The organism is Brassicibacter thermophilus (genome assembly GCF_055378355.1).
Genome location: NZ_AP042446.1, coordinates 1,774,686 through 1,795,019, shown reverse-complemented (window position 1 = coordinate 1,795,019; position 20,334 = coordinate 1,774,686). Strand labels below are relative to the sequence as shown.

At 27.0% G+C, this 20,334-nt stretch carries 19 protein-coding genes; 10 read left to right on the top strand and 9 right to left on the bottom strand.

Annotated features, from left to right (window positions below):
* The first annotated feature begins 10 nt into the window (after positions 1-10).
* The 7 genes from ACZ41D_RS08495 (at position 11) to ACZ41D_RS08465 (ending at position 6,987) form a co-directional block, all read left to right on the top strand.
* On the top strand, positions 11-679 hold the full coding sequence (locus tag ACZ41D_RS08495; protein WP_464151008.1) for an OLD family protein: 669 nt from the start codon (positions 11-13) through the stop codon (positions 677-679).
* A 202-nt stretch (positions 680-881) separates the two neighbouring features.
* Positions 882-2,441, top strand: a complete 1,560-nt coding sequence (gene rny, locus ACZ41D_RS08490; protein WP_464151007.1) for a ribonuclease Y — start codon at positions 882-884, stop codon at positions 2,439-2,441.
* A gap of 266 nt (positions 2,442-2,707) precedes the next feature.
* A complete protein-coding gene (gene spoVS, locus ACZ41D_RS08485) occupies positions 2,708-2,968 on the top strand; it encodes a stage V sporulation protein SpoVS (RefSeq protein ID WP_034429806.1) in 261 nt (86 codons plus the stop codon).
* Positions 2,969-3,132: 164 nt separating this feature from the next.
* Positions 3,133-3,981 (top strand): PHP domain-containing protein, encoded by an 849-nt coding sequence (locus tag ACZ41D_RS08480; RefSeq protein ID WP_464151006.1) that lies wholly within the window; start codon positions 3,133-3,135, stop codon positions 3,979-3,981.
* Positions 3,974-4,360, top strand: a complete 387-nt coding sequence (locus tag ACZ41D_RS08475; protein ID WP_464151005.1) for a PadR family transcriptional regulator — start codon at positions 3,974-3,976, stop codon at positions 4,358-4,360. The genes ACZ41D_RS08480 and ACZ41D_RS08475 overlap by 8 nt, the downstream gene beginning before the upstream one ends.
* A 139-nt stretch (positions 4,361-4,499) precedes the next feature.
* Positions 4,500-5,696 (top strand): pyridoxal phosphate-dependent aminotransferase, encoded by a 1,197-nt coding sequence (locus ACZ41D_RS08470; protein ID WP_464151004.1) that lies wholly within the window; start codon positions 4,500-4,502, stop codon positions 5,694-5,696.
* Between the two features lie 328 nt (positions 5,697-6,024).
* Positions 6,025-6,987 carry a tyrosine recombinase XerC gene (locus tag ACZ41D_RS08465; RefSeq protein WP_464151003.1) on the top strand — a complete coding sequence of 321 codons (963 nt, stop codon included), beginning with the start codon at positions 6,025-6,027 and terminating at the stop codon, positions 6,985-6,987.
* 39 nt (positions 6,988-7,026) lie between these two features.
* Here ACZ41D_RS08465 and yneA read toward each other — a convergent pair whose 3' ends face one another.
* Entirely contained in the window at positions 7,027-7,320 is a 294-nt protein-coding gene (gene yneA / locus ACZ41D_RS08460; protein WP_464151002.1) for a cell division suppressor protein YneA, read from the bottom strand.
* A 142-nt stretch (positions 7,321-7,462) separates the two neighbouring features.
* On the opposite strand from yneA, the gene lexA reads away from it, so the two are divergent.
* Complete coding sequence (gene lexA, locus ACZ41D_RS08455) at positions 7,463-8,086, top strand: transcriptional repressor LexA (protein WP_464151001.1); 624 nt, start codon at positions 7,463-7,465, stop codon at positions 8,084-8,086.
* A 5-nt stretch (positions 8,087-8,091) separates the two neighbouring features.
* On the opposite strand, the gene ACZ41D_RS08450 is transcribed toward lexA, so the two are convergent.
* The 6 genes from ACZ41D_RS08450 to miaB form a co-directional block, all read right to left on the bottom strand.
* Positions 8,092-9,399: a methionine gamma-lyase family protein gene (locus ACZ41D_RS08450; protein WP_464151000.1), complete on the bottom strand. Its 1,308-nt coding sequence runs from the start codon at positions 9,397-9,399 to the stop codon at positions 8,092-8,094.
* 51 nt (positions 9,400-9,450) lie between these two features.
* On the bottom strand, positions 9,451-9,693 hold the full coding sequence (gene hfq, locus ACZ41D_RS08445) for an RNA chaperone Hfq (RefSeq protein WP_464150999.1): 243 nt from the start codon (positions 9,691-9,693) through the stop codon (positions 9,451-9,453).
* On the bottom strand, positions 9,677-10,675 hold the full coding sequence (gene miaA, locus ACZ41D_RS08440; RefSeq protein WP_464150998.1) for a tRNA (adenosine(37)-N6)-dimethylallyltransferase MiaA: 999 nt from the start codon (positions 10,673-10,675) through the stop codon (positions 9,677-9,679). The genes hfq and miaA overlap by 17 nt, the downstream gene beginning before the upstream one ends.
* Positions 10,676-10,689: 14 nt before the next feature.
* Positions 10,690-12,534, bottom strand: coding sequence for a DNA mismatch repair endonuclease MutL (mutL, locus tag ACZ41D_RS08435; protein WP_464150997.1), 1,845 nt, complete (start codon positions 12,532-12,534; stop codon positions 10,690-10,692).
* Positions 12,535-12,545: 11 nt separating this feature from the next.
* Positions 12,546-15,185: a DNA mismatch repair protein MutS gene (gene mutS / locus ACZ41D_RS08430; RefSeq protein WP_464150996.1), complete on the bottom strand. Its 2,640-nt coding sequence runs from the start codon at positions 15,183-15,185 to the stop codon at positions 12,546-12,548.
* A gap of 122 nt (positions 15,186-15,307) precedes the next feature.
* The gene (gene miaB / locus ACZ41D_RS08425) at positions 15,308-16,633 is read right to left on the bottom strand and encodes a tRNA (N6-isopentenyl adenosine(37)-C2)-methylthiotransferase MiaB (protein ID WP_464150995.1); all 1,326 of its coding nucleotides are present in this window, start codon (positions 16,631-16,633) and stop codon (positions 15,308-15,310) included.
* 268 nt (positions 16,634-16,901) lie between these two features.
* Here miaB and ACZ41D_RS08420 point away from each other — a divergent pair, with 268 nt between their 5' ends.
* The gene (locus ACZ41D_RS08420) at positions 16,902-18,092 is read left to right on the top strand and encodes a pyridoxal phosphate-dependent aminotransferase (protein ID WP_464150994.1); all 1,191 of its coding nucleotides are present in this window, start codon (positions 16,902-16,904) and stop codon (positions 18,090-18,092) included.
* A gap of 54 nt (positions 18,093-18,146) precedes the next feature.
* Here ACZ41D_RS08420 and ACZ41D_RS08415 read toward each other — a convergent pair whose 3' ends face one another.
* Complete coding sequence (locus ACZ41D_RS08415; protein ID WP_464150993.1) at positions 18,147-18,296, bottom strand: hypothetical protein; 150 nt, start codon at positions 18,294-18,296, stop codon at positions 18,147-18,149.
* A 224-nt stretch (positions 18,297-18,520) separates the two neighbouring features.
* On the opposite strand from ACZ41D_RS08415, the gene ACZ41D_RS08410 reads away from it, so the two are divergent.
* Positions 18,521-19,594, top strand: coding sequence for a potassium channel family protein (locus ACZ41D_RS08410; RefSeq protein ID WP_464150992.1), 1,074 nt, complete (start codon positions 18,521-18,523; stop codon positions 19,592-19,594).
* A gap of 20 nt (positions 19,595-19,614) precedes the next feature.
* Here the strand turns inward: ACZ41D_RS08410 and ACZ41D_RS08405 are convergent, their stop codons facing one another.
* On the bottom strand, positions 19,615-20,229 hold the full coding sequence (locus tag ACZ41D_RS08405) for a helix-turn-helix domain-containing protein (RefSeq protein WP_464150991.1): 615 nt from the start codon (positions 20,227-20,229) through the stop codon (positions 19,615-19,617).
* Positions 20,230-20,334: the final 105 nt, after the last annotated feature.

Genomic DNA, 20,334 nt, shown 5'->3' with positions numbered 1-20,334 from the left:
GGTGAATTTGTTGGAGAATTATACTCAAAATATTAAATATTTAAATAATAGTATAGAAAAATTAAAAAAAGTATATAATTTAGAAAAAGGTAAAGAAGAAAATATTAAAGAAGAAATTGAAAAAATAAAATCAAATATTAATAATTTATATAGAGAGTTAGATATATTAGAAAAGGTAAATATACTATTGCAGAAAACTTCTGAATATGCTAGAGAACAGTCAAAGAAGCAAATTGAATTAATTGTTACTAATTGCTTGCAATATGTTTTTTTTGATTCAGATATAGAATTTAAAATTGATATACAAGAAGCATATGGTAAACCTAATGCTGAATTTTATGTTATTAGTCGCATTGGAGATAAGTTAATTAAAACTAAACCTGAACTATCAAGAGGTGGCGGAGTTGTTGATATCATTTCTCTTGCATTAAGAATAGCATTTATGCAAATACATAAGCCAACAGTAAATGGACCTTTGCTATTAGATGAACCAGCTAAACATGTTAGTTCCGAATATATATTTAATGTTGCGGAGTTTTTAAGACAAACTTCAGAAATGTTTAATAGACAAATAATATTAGTAACTCATAACAATCACTTATCGTCTATTTCAAAAAATGCATATAGAATAGAAATTATTAATGGAGTTAGCAGGGCTGAAAAAATAGAGCAAATTTGATTTTACTTGACATAAATATAAAAAAGTAATAAAATAAATACGGATATTGGAAATATTTTTGCATAAATTGATGTAGTAGCATATGGAATTCTACAAATCAATATGTAGAATTTATAAGCCGAGACTACTCGGTTTATATTTATATTTTTTATTGAATTGTGAAACTTTGTATTTTGCATTAATGAAACTTGAAAAGTAAATAGTGAAGGAGGTGCTGATTATTGAAACTGGAAAGATTATTATAGGAATTATTACAGGTACAGTAATTGGTATATTTATAGGGATATATTTGAGAAAACTAATTGCTGAAGCTAAATTCAAAAATGCCGAGGAAGCAGCTTCAAAAATTATTGAAGATGCAAAAAAATTAGCAGAAACTAACAAAAAAGAACTTCTTCTAGAAGCTAAGGAAGAAATTCACAAGATGAGAAATGATTTCGATCGTGAAGTAAGAGAAAGAAGAAATGAGCTTCAGAAATTAGAAAGAAGGATTGTTCATAAAGAAGAAATACTTGATAGAAAAAGTGAAAGCTTTGAAAAGAAAGAAGAGTTACTAAATAGAAAGAGTAAGGAGCTAGAACAAAAAGAATTATTAATTAATGAGTTATATGAAAAACAATTAAATGAATTAGAAAGATTATCTGGATTAACATCAGAAGAAGCAAAAGAATTGTTATTAAATGATGTCAGAAAAGAAGTTAGTCATGAAGCTGCATTAATGATAAAGGAAATTGAAAATAAAGCAAAAGAAGAAGCTGAAAAAAGAGCTAAAGAAATAATTTCATATGCTATTCAAAAATGTGCAGCTGATCATGTAGCTGAGACTACAGTTACTGTTGTGTCTTTACCTAATGATGAAATGAAAGGAAGAATTATAGGTAGAGAAGGTAGAAATATAAGAACTCTTGAAACCCTAACAGGAATCGATTTAATAATTGATGATACGCCGGAAGCAGTAATATTATCTGGCTTTGATCCTATTAGGAGAGAAATTGCAAGGATTGCACTAGAAAAATTAATTGTTGATGGGAGAATACATCCTGCTAGGATAGAGGAAATGGTTGAAAAAGCTAGAAAAGAAGTTGATAATAACATTAGAGAAGTAGGAGAGCAAGCAGCTTTTGATGCTGGAGTTCATGGATTGCATCCTGAATTGATTAAACTTTTAGGTAGACTTAAATTTAGAACAAGCTATGGTCAAAATGTATTGAATCATTCTATAGAAGTTTCTAATTTAGCTTCATTAATGGCTGCAGAACTTGGTGCAGATGTCAAAATTGCTAAAAGAGCAGGCTTACTTCATGACATAGGGAAAGCTGTAGATCATGAAATGGAAGGTCCTCATGTTACTATTGGTGTAGATTTAGCAAGAAAATATAGAGAATCTAATGAAGTATTACATGCTATAGGTGCACATCATGGAGATATTGAGCCTCAAACTGTAGAGGCTGTTTTAGTACAAGCAGCTGATGCTATTTCTGCTGCTAGACCAGGTGCAAGAAGAGAAACTTTGGAAGCTTATATTAAAAGATTAGAAAAATTAGAAGATATAGCTAGTTCATTTGAAGGTATTGAAAAGTGTTATGCAATTCAAGCTGGTAGAGAAATTAGAATAATGGTAAAACCTGATGAGTTAAGTGATGATGATATTATTCATGTAGCAAGAAAAATAGTTAAAAGAATTGAAACTGAACTTGATTATCCAGGGCAAATTAAGGTAAATGTTATAAGAGAAACTAGGGCTATTGAATATGCAAAATAAAGAGAAGATAATATCTTCTCTTTTCATTTATATAATTAATAATTATGTTAATATTAAATATTATAAGAAAATCGTATAACGAAATAACGTGTTCTAAATTTAACTAATTCTTTATATATAACATTATTCCATTAATAAAGAAAAACTTAAAATTTATAAATTTTTTAAAATATTTATATGTTAAAAAGAGGATTTATTTGATAAATGTAGAATAGAATAATATAATAAATATAATAATAATAATATAATTGAAGGGGGCTTTATTAATGGATGTATTAAAAGTATCAGCAAAATCAAGTCCAAATTCTGTTGCAGGAGCATTAGCAGGAGTATTAAGAGAAAAAGGTTCTGCTGAAATTCAAGCAATAGGTGCAGGTGCTCTTAATCAAGCAGTAAAAGCAGTAGCTATTGCTAGAGGATTTGTTGCTCCTAGTGGTGTTGACCTAATATGTATACCAGCTTTTACAGATATTGAGATTGATGGTGAAGAAAGAACAGCTATAAAATTAATTGTTGAGCCTAGATAATGATTAGAAAAAACCTGTCGGAATTTGGCAGGTTTTTTATTTCTGTGTTTTACAGTTATACTGTGTATATAGCTTGATTTTTAATATTTCGAAAATAATGGGAAATAATATATTGTGATTAATAAAAGATACATTATAATAAATATGGAGGTATTAAACTTTATATGTTAAATGCAGACTTACATATTCATACAACAGCTTCTGATGGGCTAAAAACGCCCGAAGAAATTGTAGATTTAGCTAATCAAAATAATATGTATGCTATATCAATAACTGATCATGATACTATTAATGGTATACAAAGAGCAATAGATAGATCTAAATTAATTAAATGCAAAACAATAATTATACCTGGAATAGAATTAAGTAGTAGCTTAGAAAATTATGATGTGCATATTTTAGGTTATTTTATAGATTATCGCTCAAGTAATTTATTGTCTCTATCTAATAAGCTTATTGAACACAGGTCAGAGAGAATTTGGAAGATGATTACTAAACTTAATAATCTTGGAATTAAAATAACAGTACAAGATGTAAAAGCACAATCTAAAAATGATTATATAGGAAGACCACATATAGCAAAAACTTTACAAGAAAAAAAATATGTTAACAACATTGCTGAAGCATTTGATTTATATTTAGAAAAAGGAAAGCCTGCATATGTTGAAAGGTATAAACTTGAAGTGAACGAATGTATTAATTTAATACATGATATTGGTGGTGTAGCAGTTTTAGCTCATCCTGGATTAATAGACAATTTGAAAATAGTAGATAAAGTTATTAATATGGGTATAGACGGAATTGAAGTAGTACATTCTAAACATAATTCTGAAGAAATTAAATTATATAAACAAATGGCATTTAAGCATGGCCTTGTTATGACTGGCGGTTCCGATTATCATGGTGGACTTAAAGATGATGAGCTTATTTTTGGTAGTTATTGCATAGATTTAAATGAATCTGAAAAAATGCTCAATCTTATAAAAGAATATAGGGTGAAAAATAATGAATAAAAATAAAGATGAAAGGAATAGGCAATTTCCATTTAAGATTAGTACTACTTCGTTAGTAAAACTATATATTTTACATTTGTTGAATGAGAAAAATTACTACGGAAATGAAATTATTGATGTTATCAAACAAAGGCTTAAAGGTAAATGGGAGCCTAGCCCCGGAATGATATACCCATTACTTAGAGATATGGAATCTAATGGGTATATAATGGGATGGTGGCAAGAACCAGATAAAAGATCTATAAGATATTATAAGATGACTGAAAAAGGTTTTGAATATTATAAAAGAATTAAATTAATATATAAACCTGTATTTGAAGATTCGTTGAATATTATCAAAAATATTATAAATGATATTTATTCTGAAAGGGGACTTTAATTACATTAATTTTAATCTAAAAACAACTTAAATAATTAAGTTATTGATTGTTATTAAATTGATTTTAAAGAGGATTTTTTCTGGACTTATAGAAATATTCATTGTTTACGAATAGTAAAATAAATAGCGGAGGGATATTATGTCTATTAATCTTTCAGAAAAAGCAAAGAAAATTGCTCCATCACTTACATTAGAAATTACTGCTAAAGCAAAAGCTATGAAGTCACAAGGACTTGATGTTATAGGTTTTGGTGCTGGTGAACCTGATTTTGATACACCAAGTAATATTCAAGAAGCAGGTATAAAGGCTATAAAAGATGGCCATACGAGATATACTGCTGCTTCTGGACTAATTGAGCTTAAAAAAGCTATATGTGACAAACTGAAAAAGGATAATGGGTTAGAATATTCGCCTAAAAACATTATTGTATCAAGTGGAGCAAAGCATTCCATTTTTAATGCACTTTATGCTATACTTAATCCGGGCGATGAAGTTATTATTCCAGTTCCATATTGGGTTAGTTATCCTGAGATGGTAAAACTAGCTGATGGTGTACCAGTTATGATAGAAACAAGTGAAGAAAATGATTTTAAATTGACTATCGATGATTTAAATAAATCTCTTACCAATAGGACTAAGGTATTAATATTAAATAGCCCTAATAATCCTACTGGAACTGTATATTCGAAAAAAGAAATCATAGATATAGCTAATTGGGCTGTTAAAAATAATATTTTTATTATTTCTGATGAAATATATGAAAAATTAATTTATGATGGTGAAAAACATGTAAGCATAGCTTCTATTAACGATGAAATAAAAGAGTTAACTATTGTTATAAATGGAATGTCAAAAGCATATGCAATGACTGGGTGGCGTATCGGATATGCAGCAGCTCACGAGGATATTATAAAAGTTATTAATAATATTCAAAGTCACACTACATCTAATCCATGTTCTATTTCTCAATATGCCAGTATTGAGGGATTATTAGGAAATCAAGACAATATATCATATATGAATAAACATTTTGAGAATAGAAGAAATTATATGGTAGAGAAGATAAATTCTATTGATGGTTTATCATGTAGAAAACCAAAGGGTGCTTTTTATGTTATGGCTAATATATCTAAATTTAAAGGTAGTACAATAAAAGGCGTTAAAATCGAGGGATCTTTGGATTTTGCTAAAGTTATGCTTGATGAAGCAAAAGTAGCTTTAATACCAGGTATTGCTTTTGGTGCAGATGATTTCGTTAGATTGTCATATGCAACATCTATGGAAAATATTAAGGAAGGTTTAGATAGAATAGAAAAATTATTAATGTGTAGATAATGCTAAGGTTATTCATTTTATAATTATAGTTAGTGCTTAAAGTTTTGATTTAAAAGGCTTTCTATATATAAATTTATATATAGAAAGCCTTTTGGATTGATTCAAAATAACAAATTTGTTATATATGTAAAAGCCCAAAATTGATTTTAAACTTCTCTATAAGCAACTTTAATTTGAGAAATTAATTATGAAATATTTTTTAGTAAAAATTTTTTATTTTAAGAGGATTTTACGTATTTATAACGAATACAATAATCACACATCATTAGTCGCAAAATGTATATTTTGCGACTAATGATGTGTGATTATTAACTACTGAGGTGATTTCATGAACACAGATCCTTTAATTTTAACGGATTTTTTAGATTATTTAGAAACTATTAAAGGCAAATCTCCAAATACTATTAAGGAGTATTATTTGGATTTAAGAACTTTTTTTAGGTTTCTTAAAATTAGGTATAAATTAGTAGATAATTCTACTGCATTTGATGAAATTGATATATCTGATATTGATGCAACTTTAATTTCAAGAGTTAATTTACAAGATTTATATGCTTTTATTTCTTTTGCTGATAAGAAAAGAAATAATAAGAATTATGCAAAAGCACGTAAAGTTGCAAGCTTAAGGTCATTTTTCAAATATTTACATACAAAAGTAAAACTTATTAATGAAAACCCTGCTGCTGAACTAGAATCTCCTAAGACTGATATTAGACACCCTGTATATCTTACGTTACCTGAAGCTAAAGAATTACTAAACTCAATAGATGGTGAATATAAAATTAGAGATTATGCTATTATTACCCTTTTTTTAAATTGTGGTCTCAGAATTTCTGAGTTAGTTAGCATAGATATTGATAAAATTAAAGGTGATACATTAACTGTTATAGGTAAAGGCAATAAAGAGCGAACTATATATCTTAATGAAGCATGTATTGATGCAATTAATAAATATTTAGAAGTTAGACCAAAAGAAAATTTAAACGACAAAAAAGCTTTGTTTATCAGCAAAAGAAAAAACAGAATTAGTGTTAGAGCTGTACAACATTTGGTGAAAAAGTATATTTCAAAATCAGGATTAGATACAAGCAAATACTCTACTCACAAACTTAGACATACTGCCGCTACACTTATGTACAAGTATGGTAATGTTGATATTAGAGCATTACAAGAAATACTTGGGCATGAAAATGTTTCCACTACACAAATATACACTCATTTAGATGATGAAAGACTTAGAAATGCAGTTAAAAGTAATCCACTTTCTCAATTAACTAATAACGATAAATAAAATATATTAGTAAAGATAAGGGCAGTCTCTTCTTTGCCCTTATCTAATGGGGATTTTTAAAATATCACCAGGTTTAATTTTTGCATTTTTCATATCGTTAAAGGTCATTATTCTATTTACAACTCGTCGTATATCATAATTATTAGGATTATTATTTTTTGCAATTTTCCATAATGTGTCGCCTTTTACTACCATAACTTCATAGTATCTCTCGTAAGTACTGCTATAAACTTTGTTTTGAAATATGTTTGTAATTATAAAAGAAATAAAAATAATTATTAATACTATAAAAATAGTAAATCTAACCTTATTGATAATTTTATATTTAATCATTTTATACCCCCGAACAAATGTTCTTACAGTTAAATTATACAAGAACACTTGTTCTATGTCAACTATTTTCCGAACAGGCGTTTGATTATTGCCGTTTATTATGATATAATAAAAAAAATATAGTTTGTGGGGTGCTAATAATATGTATGAAGATTTATCTAACAAGCAAATAGAAATTCTTAATTTTATAAAAAAAGAGATTCAATCTAAAGGTTATCCTCCTGCAGTGAGAGAAATATGTAAAGCTGTTGGGCTTAGGTCTACTTCTACTGTGCATGGACATTTGGCTAAATTAGAACAAAAAAATTATATTAGAAGAGATGCGACTAAGCCTAGAGCTATAGAAATATTAGATAAAAGTAACAACTATGTAAATTTTCCACGTAAGGAAATTGTCGATGTTCCTATTATTGGTAAGGTTACAGCGGGTGAACCTATTTTAGCAGTCGAAAATATTCAAGACACTTTTCCTGTTCCTCTTAGTTTTGTTGGAAATAATAATGTGTTCATACTTTCTGTAAGAGGAGAAAGTATGGTTAATGCAGGAATTCTTGATAATGATTATGTTTTAGTAAAACAAGAAAATACTGCAGAAAATGGTGATATCGTTGTTGCTTTATTAGGTGATGAAGCAACAATTAAACGTTTTTACAGAGAAAAAAATCACATAAGGCTTCAACCTGAAAATGACTATATGGAGCCTATTATATGTACTGATGTAATAATTTTAGGAAAAGTAATAGGAGTTTTTAGAAAAATCAAATAAGCTGGTTATATTTCCAGCTTATTTTTATCTATAAGATTATTTACATAAAGATTATTTAGGCTTTTCATTATTCCTAATTTACAATGTTCATAAGTTAATCCGCCTTGGTAATAAGCATAATAAGGTTCTCTTATAGGACCATCTGCACTTAATTCAATTGAAGACCCTTGAATAAATCCTCCAGAAGCCATAATCACTTCATTTTCATATCCTGGCATGTTCCACGGTTGAGGTGACACATATGAATCTACTGGCGAAGCTTCTTGTATACCCTTACAAAATTGAATTACCCTTTCTGGGTTATTAAACTCTATTCCTTGTATTATATCACTTCTTTGCTCTTCAAAATCAGGAACTACTTTAAATCCTAAGTCCTTAAATACTTTAGCAGTTAATAATGCTCCTTTCAAAGCTTCAGATACAACGTGAGGTGCTAAGAATAATCCTTGTAAAGTATTTCTTGTTGTTCCGAAAGTAAGTCCACATTCTTTGCCAATACCAGGTGCAGTGCTTCTATTTGCAACTTCTTCAATAAGGTGACTATTACCTACAATATACCCACCTGTTAACGCGATACCGCCTCCAGGATTTTTTATTAGTGATCCGGCTACTATATCTGCACCTACATCTGTTGGTTCAGTGTAATCTGTAAATTCACCATAACAATTATCTACCATGCAAATAATATTTTTATTATAATTTTTTATCGCTTCTATAGCCTTTTCTATCTCTTTAACAGTAATTGCTCTTCTACTGCTGTAACCTGTTGAACGTTGTATTAATACAAGTTTGGTATTATTATTTATTTGCTGTATAACTTTATCTATATCAATTTCACTATTGTTTTTTAGAGCAACCTCATTATATTTTATACCGTATTCTAAAAAATTACCTTTACTATTACCTTTTATACCTATTACATTTTGTAATGTATCATAAGGACTTCCCGTAATAGATAATAATTCTTCTCCAGGTCTCAATATTCCTGATATTACTAAAGAAATAGCATGTGTTCCAGATACAATAGTTGGTCTAACTAAAGCGTCTTCAGTGTGAAATACTTTAGAATATATTTCTTCGACTTTTTCTCTTCCACTATCGTCATATCCATATCCCGTGTTCCAATTAAAATGTGTAAAGTTTAGTCTAGATTGTTGCATTGCATTAATTACTTTATACTGATTATATTCTTTGATATTATCAATTCTATTAAAATATTTTTTTATCTTTTGTTCTTTTATCGATACATATTCGACAATTTTTTCATTGATTTTAAAATGTTTACATAACATATTTATTGTTTCCTTATTCATTTTTTCACCTACTTCTGTTTATTTCTTAGTAAGAAAACTCTTAAGTTTTACTTAAGAGTTTTCTTCTTCCTCTTTAGTTAAAAAGTTTACTGGTACTGTCGGTACTATAGTTGAAACAGCATGTTTATAAATTAATTGCTGTTTATTTTCACTTTCTAAAACTATAGTATAATTATCAAATCCTTTTACATAACCTTTTAACTGATAGCCATTTACTAAAAAGATAGTAATTCCAATATTTTTTTTTCTGACTTTATTTAAAAACATATCTTGTAAATTAATAGTATTTTTCACATAATCCCTCCCCCATTATTATATTATTAAAAATTTTATTATTTTTAAGCGTTTCATTAATATAATTTTGTATGTATGCTGCAGTTTCTTTAATACTATTAAAATCATCTAAATTTACCCATTTTAATTGACTTTCTCTTCTAAACCAAGTCAATTGCCTTTTAGCGAATCTTCTAGTATCTCTTTTGATAATTTCTATTGCTTCTTCAAGGGAGTATTTTCCATTTAAATAGTCTATGATTTCTTTATATCCTAACCCTTGCATTGATACTAAAGATTTGTCATATCCCATACTAAGTAGTTTTTTAACTTCTGATATTAAACCATTTTCAATCATAGTATCTACTCTTTTATTTATTCTTTCATATAATTTTTTTCTATTCATTGTTAACCCTATAACTGCTAAATCAAACTTTTCGTTTGGTTTTCTAAAGTTATTATAGAATTCAGACATTGGCTTTCCTGTAACATAAAATACTTCTAAAGCTCTTATTATCCTTTTTCTATCATTTGTGTGTATTCTTTGAGCAGATTTAATATCAATTTTTTCTAATTCTTTATGAATGTACTCGTTTCCGTATTTATTTGCTAACATGTTATATTTTTTTCTAATATGAGGATTTGATACAGTTTTGCTAAAATCGAGATCATAAATAATTGAATTAACGTATAAGCCAGTACCACCAACTATTATGGGAAGTTTTTTCTTTTTGATTATTATATCAATATATTTCATTGCTTTATTTTGAAAATCTGATACGCTAAATGCTTCATCTGGAAATATTTCATTAATCAAATAATGCTTGATTCCTTTAGTTTCATTAAGGCTTATTTTTGCTGTACCTATATCCATATATTTATATATTTGCATAGAGTCAGCAGAAATTATCTCTCCATTCATTTTGGTTGCTAATTCTATAGAAAGATTTGTTTTACCAACTGCTGTTGGACCAACAAGTATAATAACAGGTATTTTTTTCATATAATAATCATCCTTTATTGTATGCGTTTAAATTTCTTTTCTAATTCATACCTTGTCATCTTGATAACAATAGGTCTGCCATGAGGACAAGTATATGGATCAATACATAGCCTTAAATCATTTAATAATTTTTCTACTTCTAGCTTCTTTAAATTATCTCCGGCTTTAATTGCACATCTACATGAAATTTTCATTATTCTATCAATGTTTAAATCATAATTATTTTTAATATCTTTACTTATATTATCTAAAATATCTATAAATAGTTTTCTTGAATTAGGGTTACCAAAGACCATTGGTACACTTCTTAATATTATTGCATTAACACCAAATTCTTCAAATTCAAATCCTAAACTATTGAATATTTTTTTGTTTTCTTTTACTATTTCGATTTCTCCATGTGTTAAATTTATGACTTCAGGGACTAATAAATTTTGAGAAACTATTTTTTCCTGTTCGTAATTTCTTCTAATTTTTTCATACATAACTCTTTCGTGAGCTGCATGCTGGTCAATTATATAAAAGGTGTTATTATCAATATCTTCAGCTAAAATATAAGTTTCAAATAATCTTCCTATATATCTTAGACTAGGGAGAAATTTTTTCGAATTATTATTATGCTTTAATACATTATTTACTTTATAATTAGAGTTTACAACATCATTATGAATTATTTTTTTCATATAATTTACATTACTGTTTTGTTCGCTATAAGGCATATCATGTTTGAGGTTATGCTCAAAGACTATATTTTCTTTAATATTTGAATTGTTGAATTTATCATTATTATCTATGATATCCAAAAAATTATTTTCTATAGTTTCTGGTTTATGTTGATTTTTATCGATTGATATTTCTGGAATGAGATTGTGTTTTTTTAATTCCATATTGATTGATTCTTTAATAAAATTTGAAATTAATTTCTTATCCTCAAAGCGTATTTCTGTCTTTGTAGGATGTATATTTACATCTATTTTATCAGGAGGAATATCTATATAGAGAAAAAATACAGGGAACCTGTTTATAGTTATTAAAGATTTGTAAGCATCTTCTATAATTTTTGATAATTCGATATCCCTTATAAATCTACCATTTACAAATATAAATTCATAATTTCTATTTCCCTTAGTAAGAGTCAAATTAGAGATAAAGCCTTTTAAACTTATATCTTTAAAAGTATTGTTAATACTTATAAGTGATTTCATTATATCCTTTCCATACAAACTATAAATTGTATCTAATACATTACCATTTCCAGGAGTTTTAACTATAACCTTATTATCTTTTAAATATTTGAAAGAAATATTAGGATTACTCAATGCTAATCTATATACGTTATCGCTAATATATGCTGTTTCAGTAGCATCACTTTTTAAAAATTTTCTTCTTACAGGTATATTATAGAATAAATCTCTTATAATTATTGTCGTTCCGTTTGGACATCCGATTTCAACTATATCTACAACTTTTCCACCATTAATTATTATTTGATTACCAGATTTTTCGTTCTTAGTTTTAGTAATACCTTCCACTTTAGATACAGCTGCAATACTAGCTAAAGCTTCTCCTCTAAACCCGAGTGTTTTAGTATTTTGCAAGTCTTCTATTGAAGAAATTTTGCTAGTTGAATGCCTTAAAAATGCAATTTCCAAATCTTCTTTTAATATTCCATCACCATTATCAGTTACTCTGATATATTCCTTTCCACCTTTTTTTATTTCAATGCTTATAGATGAAGAATTAGCGTCTATAGAATTTTCTACTAACTCTTTTATAATTGATGCAGGTCTATCTATAACTTCTCCTGCAGCAATTTTATTTATTGTTTTTTCATCTAAAAGTTTAATTTTTTGTGGCATTTAAATCTCTCCTATAAGGCTTTGCTTTCTTCTATCAATTTATACAAAATATTTATTGCATCAATAGGTGTCAATTTCATTAAATCAATATTTTTAATTTTATTTATTATTCTCTTAGTATTTATATCATAAAAATCTAGTTGTTGATTTTCATTCTTTTTGTTTTTTGTTTCTGCTATTTTATTAGTATTGACATTATTTATATCTTTGTTTTCTAAATCACTTAAAATCTCTTTTGCTCGTTTAATTACTTCGTCATTTACTCCAGCTAGTTTTGCAACTTGTATTCCATAGCTTTTATCTGCTCCACCTCTTGATATTTTTCTTAGAAATATGATGTCATCGTTATTTTCTTTAACTTCAATTTTGTAGTTTTTTATACCATCTATTTTTCCCTCTAGTTCAGTCAATTCATGATAATGTGTTGCAAATAAAGTTTTAGCTCCTATTTTATTTTTATTAGCTATGTATTCTATTACCGCCCATGCAATACTCAATCCATCAAAGGTACTAGTACCTCTGCCAATTTCATCTAATATAATTAAACTTTTACTTGTACTATTATTTAATATGTTTGCTACTTCTTTCATCTCAACCATAAAAGTACTTTGACCTTGAGATAAATCATCAGAAGCTCCTATTCTAGTGAATATTTTATCTACAATAGATATATTTGCTTCATCAGCAGGCACAAAGGATCCAATTTGAGCCATTAAGCAAATAATTGCAACTTGTCTCATATAAGTTGATTTACCAGCCATATTTGGTCCAGTTATTATTGACACTCTGTTTTCATTATTATCTAATATTGTATCATTAGGAATGAAAATTTCATCATTAAGCATTTGTTCAACTACTGGGTGTCTACCATTTTTTATCCTTATAATACCATTATTATTTAAATTAGGCCTTACATAATCATTGTTATAAGCAACTATGGCAAGTGAATTTAATGCATCAATTTGAGCAAGGATTTTACTTGTATGTTGTATCCTGGCAATTTGAGATTTTATTTTATCACGTATTTCTATAAAAAGTTCATATTCAAGAGCTATCATTTTTTCTTCTGCTCCTAAGATTTTTGACTCCATTTCCTTTAACTCAGAAGTAATGTATCTTTCACAATTTGATAAAGTCTGTTTTCTAATATAATCTTCTGGGACAAGTTTAAGATTAGATTTAGTTACTTCAATATAATAACCAAACACTTTATTATATCCTATTTTTAAAGATTTTATACCTGTCCTGTTTTTCTCTTTTTCTTCTAAATTTGAAATCCACTGTTTTCCTTCTATTGTTGCCTTTCTTAGTTCGGCAAGTTCATTATTATATTGGCTTTTTATTAAACCTCCTTCTTTAATAGTAACTGGAGGATTTTCAATAATTGAAGAATTAATTATAGTATATATGTCATTTAAATCATCTATTTTTTTACCTAATTCTTTTAATTTTTCACAGCTACACGAAGAAAGAAGTTTCTTTAATTTAGGTAAAATAGAAATTGAATTTTTCAAAGCTAATAAATCTCTACCATTACAACTACCGTAAGTTATTTTTCCCATGAGTCTTTCAATATCATAAACGTTATTTAATAGGACTTTCAATTCATCCATTATAAATATGTTGTTATAGAGTTCCTCTATAATATTAAGCCTATATTCTATTTTTTTTATATCAATTAAAGGTTCTTCAATCCATCTTTTTAGAAGTCTACCGCCCATTGCGGTTGAGGTTTTGTCAAGTACTCCTATTAACGAACCTTTTTTAGTCTTACCTCTTATTGTTTCTACAAGTTCCAAGTTTCTTCTTGTATTTATATCTAGTGTCATATAATTATCAATAGAGTAAAAAGATAAATTATTCAAGTTTATAAGTCCTACTTTTTGAGTATTATTCAGATAATTAAGCAGCATTCCAATAGACATTTTAGCATGGAATTTTTCATTTAAATCAAAATTATCGTTATTTATTTTAGTAAATTGTTTTTTTATTAATTCATTATATATATTATCTTTATTTTCATTAAAATTCTTAAAACTATATTTATCTATAGTACAGTTTAATACTGATTTCAATTTTTTTAAAAAAGCTTCATTATTGTATGACTCATCACTTAATATTATTTCTTTAGGAGAAATCTTGCCTAGCTCATCAATTATAATCTCTTGTGTATATTTGTTTTTTTTATTGATTTCAGTAGCATATAAGTCTCCAGTAGAAACATCTACATATGATATTCCTATTCCGATAATGTCAGAAAATATTGAGCATAGATAGTTATTGCTTTTTTCATCTAATGCTTTATAATCAGTTATAGTCCCCGGAGTAATTACTTTTACAACCTCTCGTTTAACTATTCCTGTTGACTTTGAAGGATCTTCTACTTGTTCGCATATTGCTACTTTATAACCTTTTTCTACTAATTTTATTATATATGAATCAGCGGAATGATAAGGAACTCCACACATAGGAGCTTTTTCTTTTTGACCACATTCCCTGCCTGTTAAAGTGATTTCTAATATTTTAGAAGCTAAAATAGCATCATCAAAAAACATTTCATAGAAATCTCCTAATCTAAAAAAAACAATTGTATCATGATATTTTTTTTTAATTTCCATATATTGCTTCATCATTGGTGTTAGTTTGCTCACTGTATTTCCCTCCATAAGTATGTATATTAATATTATAGCATACTATAAATAGGAGACAACAAATATAGTTAAATAAAAACACCCTATTTGTATTAGAGTGTTTTTATTATTAAAATTATTTATCAGACAATTTTACCTTCTAATGTCCACGTTTTGGGATTAGTAATTTTTACATTAACGAATTGTCCAATAAGTGACCGGTCTCCTTCAAAATGAACTAACTTATTTGTCCTCGTTCTTCCGCTTAAAATTGCTTGATTATTCTTACTTATATCTTCTACTAGAACTTCAACTATTTTATCTTTGTAGAATTGATTTTTATCATAGAAAATAGGGTAAAGGGTATCTTGTAGTTTTTTAAACCTATTATGTTTTATTTTGTCTGGAATTTGATTTTTCATGGTTGCAGCAGGAGTACCTTCACGAATTGAGTACAAAAATGTAAATGCATTGTCAAATTTTACTTTATTTACAATATCGAGTGTTTCATTAAAGTCTTCTTCAGTTTCTCCTGGGAAACCAACAATAATGTCTGTAGTTATAGCAATATTAGGAATTTCACTTCTTACTTTTTCTACCAAATTTAAGTATTTTTCCTTTGTATATTTTCTATTCATAGCTTTTAATACTTTATTGCTACCTGCTTGAAATGGCAGATGTAAGTGTTCACAAACCTTATCACAGTCTTTCATAGCTAAAATTAAATCATCTGATAGATCTTTAGGATGTGATGTCATAAATCTAATTCTTTCAATACCTTTTATTTCATTTATTCTTCTTAATAAATTAGCAAAAGTCATTTTTTTTTCTAAAGTTTTTCCGTATGAATTAACATTTTGCCCTAATAATGTTACTTCTTTACATCCATTATCTGCAAGTTCATTTATTTCTTCTATTATATTTTCTGGGTCTCTACTTTTTTCTCTACCTCTTGTATAAGGAACTATACAGTAACTACAAAAATTATTGCATCCATACATAATATTTACAAAAGCTTTAAAATCATATTTTCTGTGAGAACTTAACCCTTCAATAATTTTTTCAGAATCATCCAAAACAGATTCTATGAGTTGAGAACTTTTTCTATGTTGTTCTATAAGTTCTGGTAATTGATGAATGTTATGAGTTCCAAATATTATATCAACATATCCGTATTTTTTCTTAATTATATTTCTAATATTTTCTCTCTGCATCATACATCCGCATAAGCCTATGATTAAATCTTCATTCTCTTTCTTTAAAGCTTTAAGTTCTCCTAATTTACCATATACTTTGAGCTCAGCATTTTCTCTAACTAGACATGTATTAAAAATTATTATATCAGCATCATTTATTATATTTGCTTTCTCATAACCTATATTTTCAAGAATACCAGCAATTATTTCTGAATCATGTTCATTCATTTGACATCCATAAGTCTTAATGTAATATTTTTTATTGTATTTCAAGATTATTCCTCCTTAAAAGAACCTGCTTTAACCCTAAAATTTATTATACCAAAAATTATTTCTATTTAAAACTAAATACTTTACTAAATTACAGAATATAATAATATAGATATAGAATAATTTATTTTACTAATTTTATAATTGAACAAACAACTATGTATCATTTTCCTATAAATTATGTTATTATTATATCGAAACGTTTACTTATTTTAATTACTCCGTTTGGAGGAATATATTTTATAGTTATAATTCAAGAGGAGGTTTTGATATGGAATTTTCAAGAAGAATAATTAGTATGCAACAATCGCCTATTAGGAAGCTTGTTCCCTATGCGGAAGAAGCTAAGCAAAAAGGAAAAAAAGTATATCACTTAAATATCGGACAGCCTGATATACCTACTCCAGATGTATTTTGGGAAGCAATAAAAAATTACGATGAAGATGTATTAGCTTATTCATTTTCACAAGGTATACCAGAACTTAGAAATAGCTTTAGTAAATATTACAAAATGCATAATATGGATTTTGACCCGGAGGATATACTCATAACAAATGGCGGCAGCGAAGCTCTACTTTTTTCACTTATTGCTACATGTAATTATGAAGATGAAGTATTAATTCCTGAGCCATTTTATACAAATTATAATGGTTTTGGTAATTCAGCAGGTATTAAGGTAAAACCTATTACTACGAAAGCTGAAAACGGTTTCCACTTACCTCCTAAAAAAGAAATAGAAAAATTAATAACAAATAAAACTAAAGCCATTCTATTATCAAACCCAAGTAACCCTACTGGAACTGTATATAATAGAGAAGAGATATTTATGCTAAGAGATATTGCTAAAAAGTATGATTTATTCATAATTGCAGATGAAGTTTATAGAGAATTTATATATGATGGATTAGAATACATGAGTTTTGCTCACCTTAATGATATAAAGGATAGAGTAATAATTACTGATAGTATATCAAAAAGGTATAGTGCTTGTGGAGCACGAATAGGATGTATTGCTTCAAAAAATAAAGAACTATTAAAACAAATATTAAAGCTGTGCCAAAGCAGATTATGTGTGGCAACTATTGAACAAATAGGTGCTTCTGCTCTAATAAATGTACAAGATAAATATTTTAAAGAAGTTTCAGAAGAATACAAAAAACGTAGAGATATAGTTTATGAAGCTTTAAGTAAAATGGACGGTGTCGTTTGTGAAAAACCTCATGGTGCTTTTTACGTTATTGCTAAGTTACCAGTAATAGATGCAGAAGACTTTGTTATTTGGCTTTTAAGAGAATTTGATGTAGATAATGAAACTGTAATGATGGCCCCTGCTGAAGGATTTTATGCTACAAAAGGGTTAGGTAAGGATGAAGTAAGAATATCATATGTGCTAAATACAGAAGATTTATTGAAAGCGATGAAGATATTAGAAAAAGCTTTAAAGATATATCAAAAAAAATAGGAACACTAATACGATAAGTGGAGGAAGTATGTGAAATATTACTTCCTCTATTTATTAGTATTCCTGCCTTAAAGCTCTTTCGTAAATTTCACATTTTTCCATATTACAATATCCATCAATATTATGAATACAAGTAATAGCACCACATTTTTTTAATCTACTTGTAATTTCAGATTTAACATTTTCTATTATATTTTTTTTCATCTATTAACCCCCTTTTTAATTATTGTTAAATATATTTTATCATACTAAGGCTATTATGTCAATTAAATTTTCAGAATATTGCATAGTAACATAAATTATATTCAATATATTGGTATATTAACTTAAATATCATTGATATATGCAAGAATTATTTCGCTTTGTTTCATTTGTGAATGAATTAGTGTATTTGAATAATAATTATGTAGCCTGAAAATAATAAATAATTGAAGAAGAGTATTTATGGCAAAGGTGGAATTAATATTATTAATATAATCATTTATTTAAAGAAAATAAGATTATATTTTATTGCTTATAATTTGCATAAAGCATTTATTTTTGTTTTAGTATTTATTTTAATATTTTCTTTATTATTTTATAAATTTGAAGCTGAGAAAAATGAAAATATCAATTCAATAAAAGATTCTATATGGTGGGGGTTTGTAACAAGTACAACGGTTGGATATGGAGATATATATCCAGTAACTACAGCTGGAAGAATATTAGCAGTATTAAATATAATAGTAGGAATAGGGGTTTTTGGTTTTATAACAGCTTCTGTAGCTTCAATATTTGTTGAAAGAAATTTTAAAAAGGGGATGGGATTATTGGATGTTAACTTTAAAGATCATATTATAATTGTTGGTTGGGGTAGTCGTTCAAAATCACTTATAGAAGAGTTTATGAATCAAGATAATAGGTTAAAGATAGCTCTTATATCAGATAATATAGATCATAATCCCTTTAATAATAAAAATATATTATACATAAAAGGAGAACCCTGGGCTAAAAAGGTTTTAGACCGCGCTAACGTAAAAAATGCAAAAACGGCTATTGTCCTAGCAGACTATTCTATTGAAAAAAAGGAAATTATTGATTCTAAATCTTTAATGATATGTTTAGCTATCGATAAAATAAATCCAGACATTCATTTAATTGCAGAAGTAACCAATCATACAAATATTCCTCATTTTGAAAGTGTGAATGTAGATGATATAATTATTACTAATCAATTGCAAAATAAGATATTAGTAAGAAGTATTTTATATGATGGAGTTAATAAGGCTTTTAAAGAACTAATAAATGATAACTATGGTAATAAGATGTTCCAATCTAGTCTTGATTCGAAACTAGTTGGTAAAACATACGAAGAAATTGTAAATAAATATTTAAATTTAAAATTGACGGTTATAGGATTTTATAGAGGTAATTGTGTTCATTTAAATCCTCCTAAAGACACAATTTTGAAAAATTATGATCAACTTATTTGTATTGGTTGTAAACCTAAAACAAAAAAATAAATTGTGCAAATATAAATGTTTTAGATTTTTTTTCTAAAGATTTTTTTAATAAAGCCAGCATTATTCTTTTGCTCTTTTTTTAGTTTTTCTTTTAATTCAACTATTTCATATGTTTTTTCTTTAATTTTCATTTTTAGTTTAGCATTTTCACATATTAATACGTCTCTTTCTTTGCTATTAATTTCATTTCTTAATTCAATAATTTCGTTTTTTAAATCATTTATAGCTTGAAAATTTTTTTCTGAATTATCAATTAATTTAGGTTTTATGCTATTATTTATTATTTTTTCTAAAGCAATATAAATTTCATTAGAAATATCTTTTGAAATATTTCTAATTTCTTTTTTTTTACTTGTCAAACTTGTAACAGCAGTTTCATTATTATTAATAAGCATTTCAGGCGAGTTCATTATTAAATTAATTTGCTTATTTGTAAAACCCTTTTCTTGTAGGGCTTTAATATAATTTATTGTTTCAATTTCTTTGAACGTATAATATCTGTGATTAGCTTCATTTCTTGGAATATCTAATTTAAATTCTTTTTCATAATATCGTAATACATGATTTGGATATCCTGTTATTTTTGATACTTCTGAAATAGTGTATTCTTTTTCAGTATCAATTTTATTGTTCATAAAAATCCCCCTTACTTAACCTCTACATTTTTGTATTCTTTATTTATATAAAATTTCCTTTATTTTTCATATACTATTATTTTCAATAATTCGAGTATATATGAT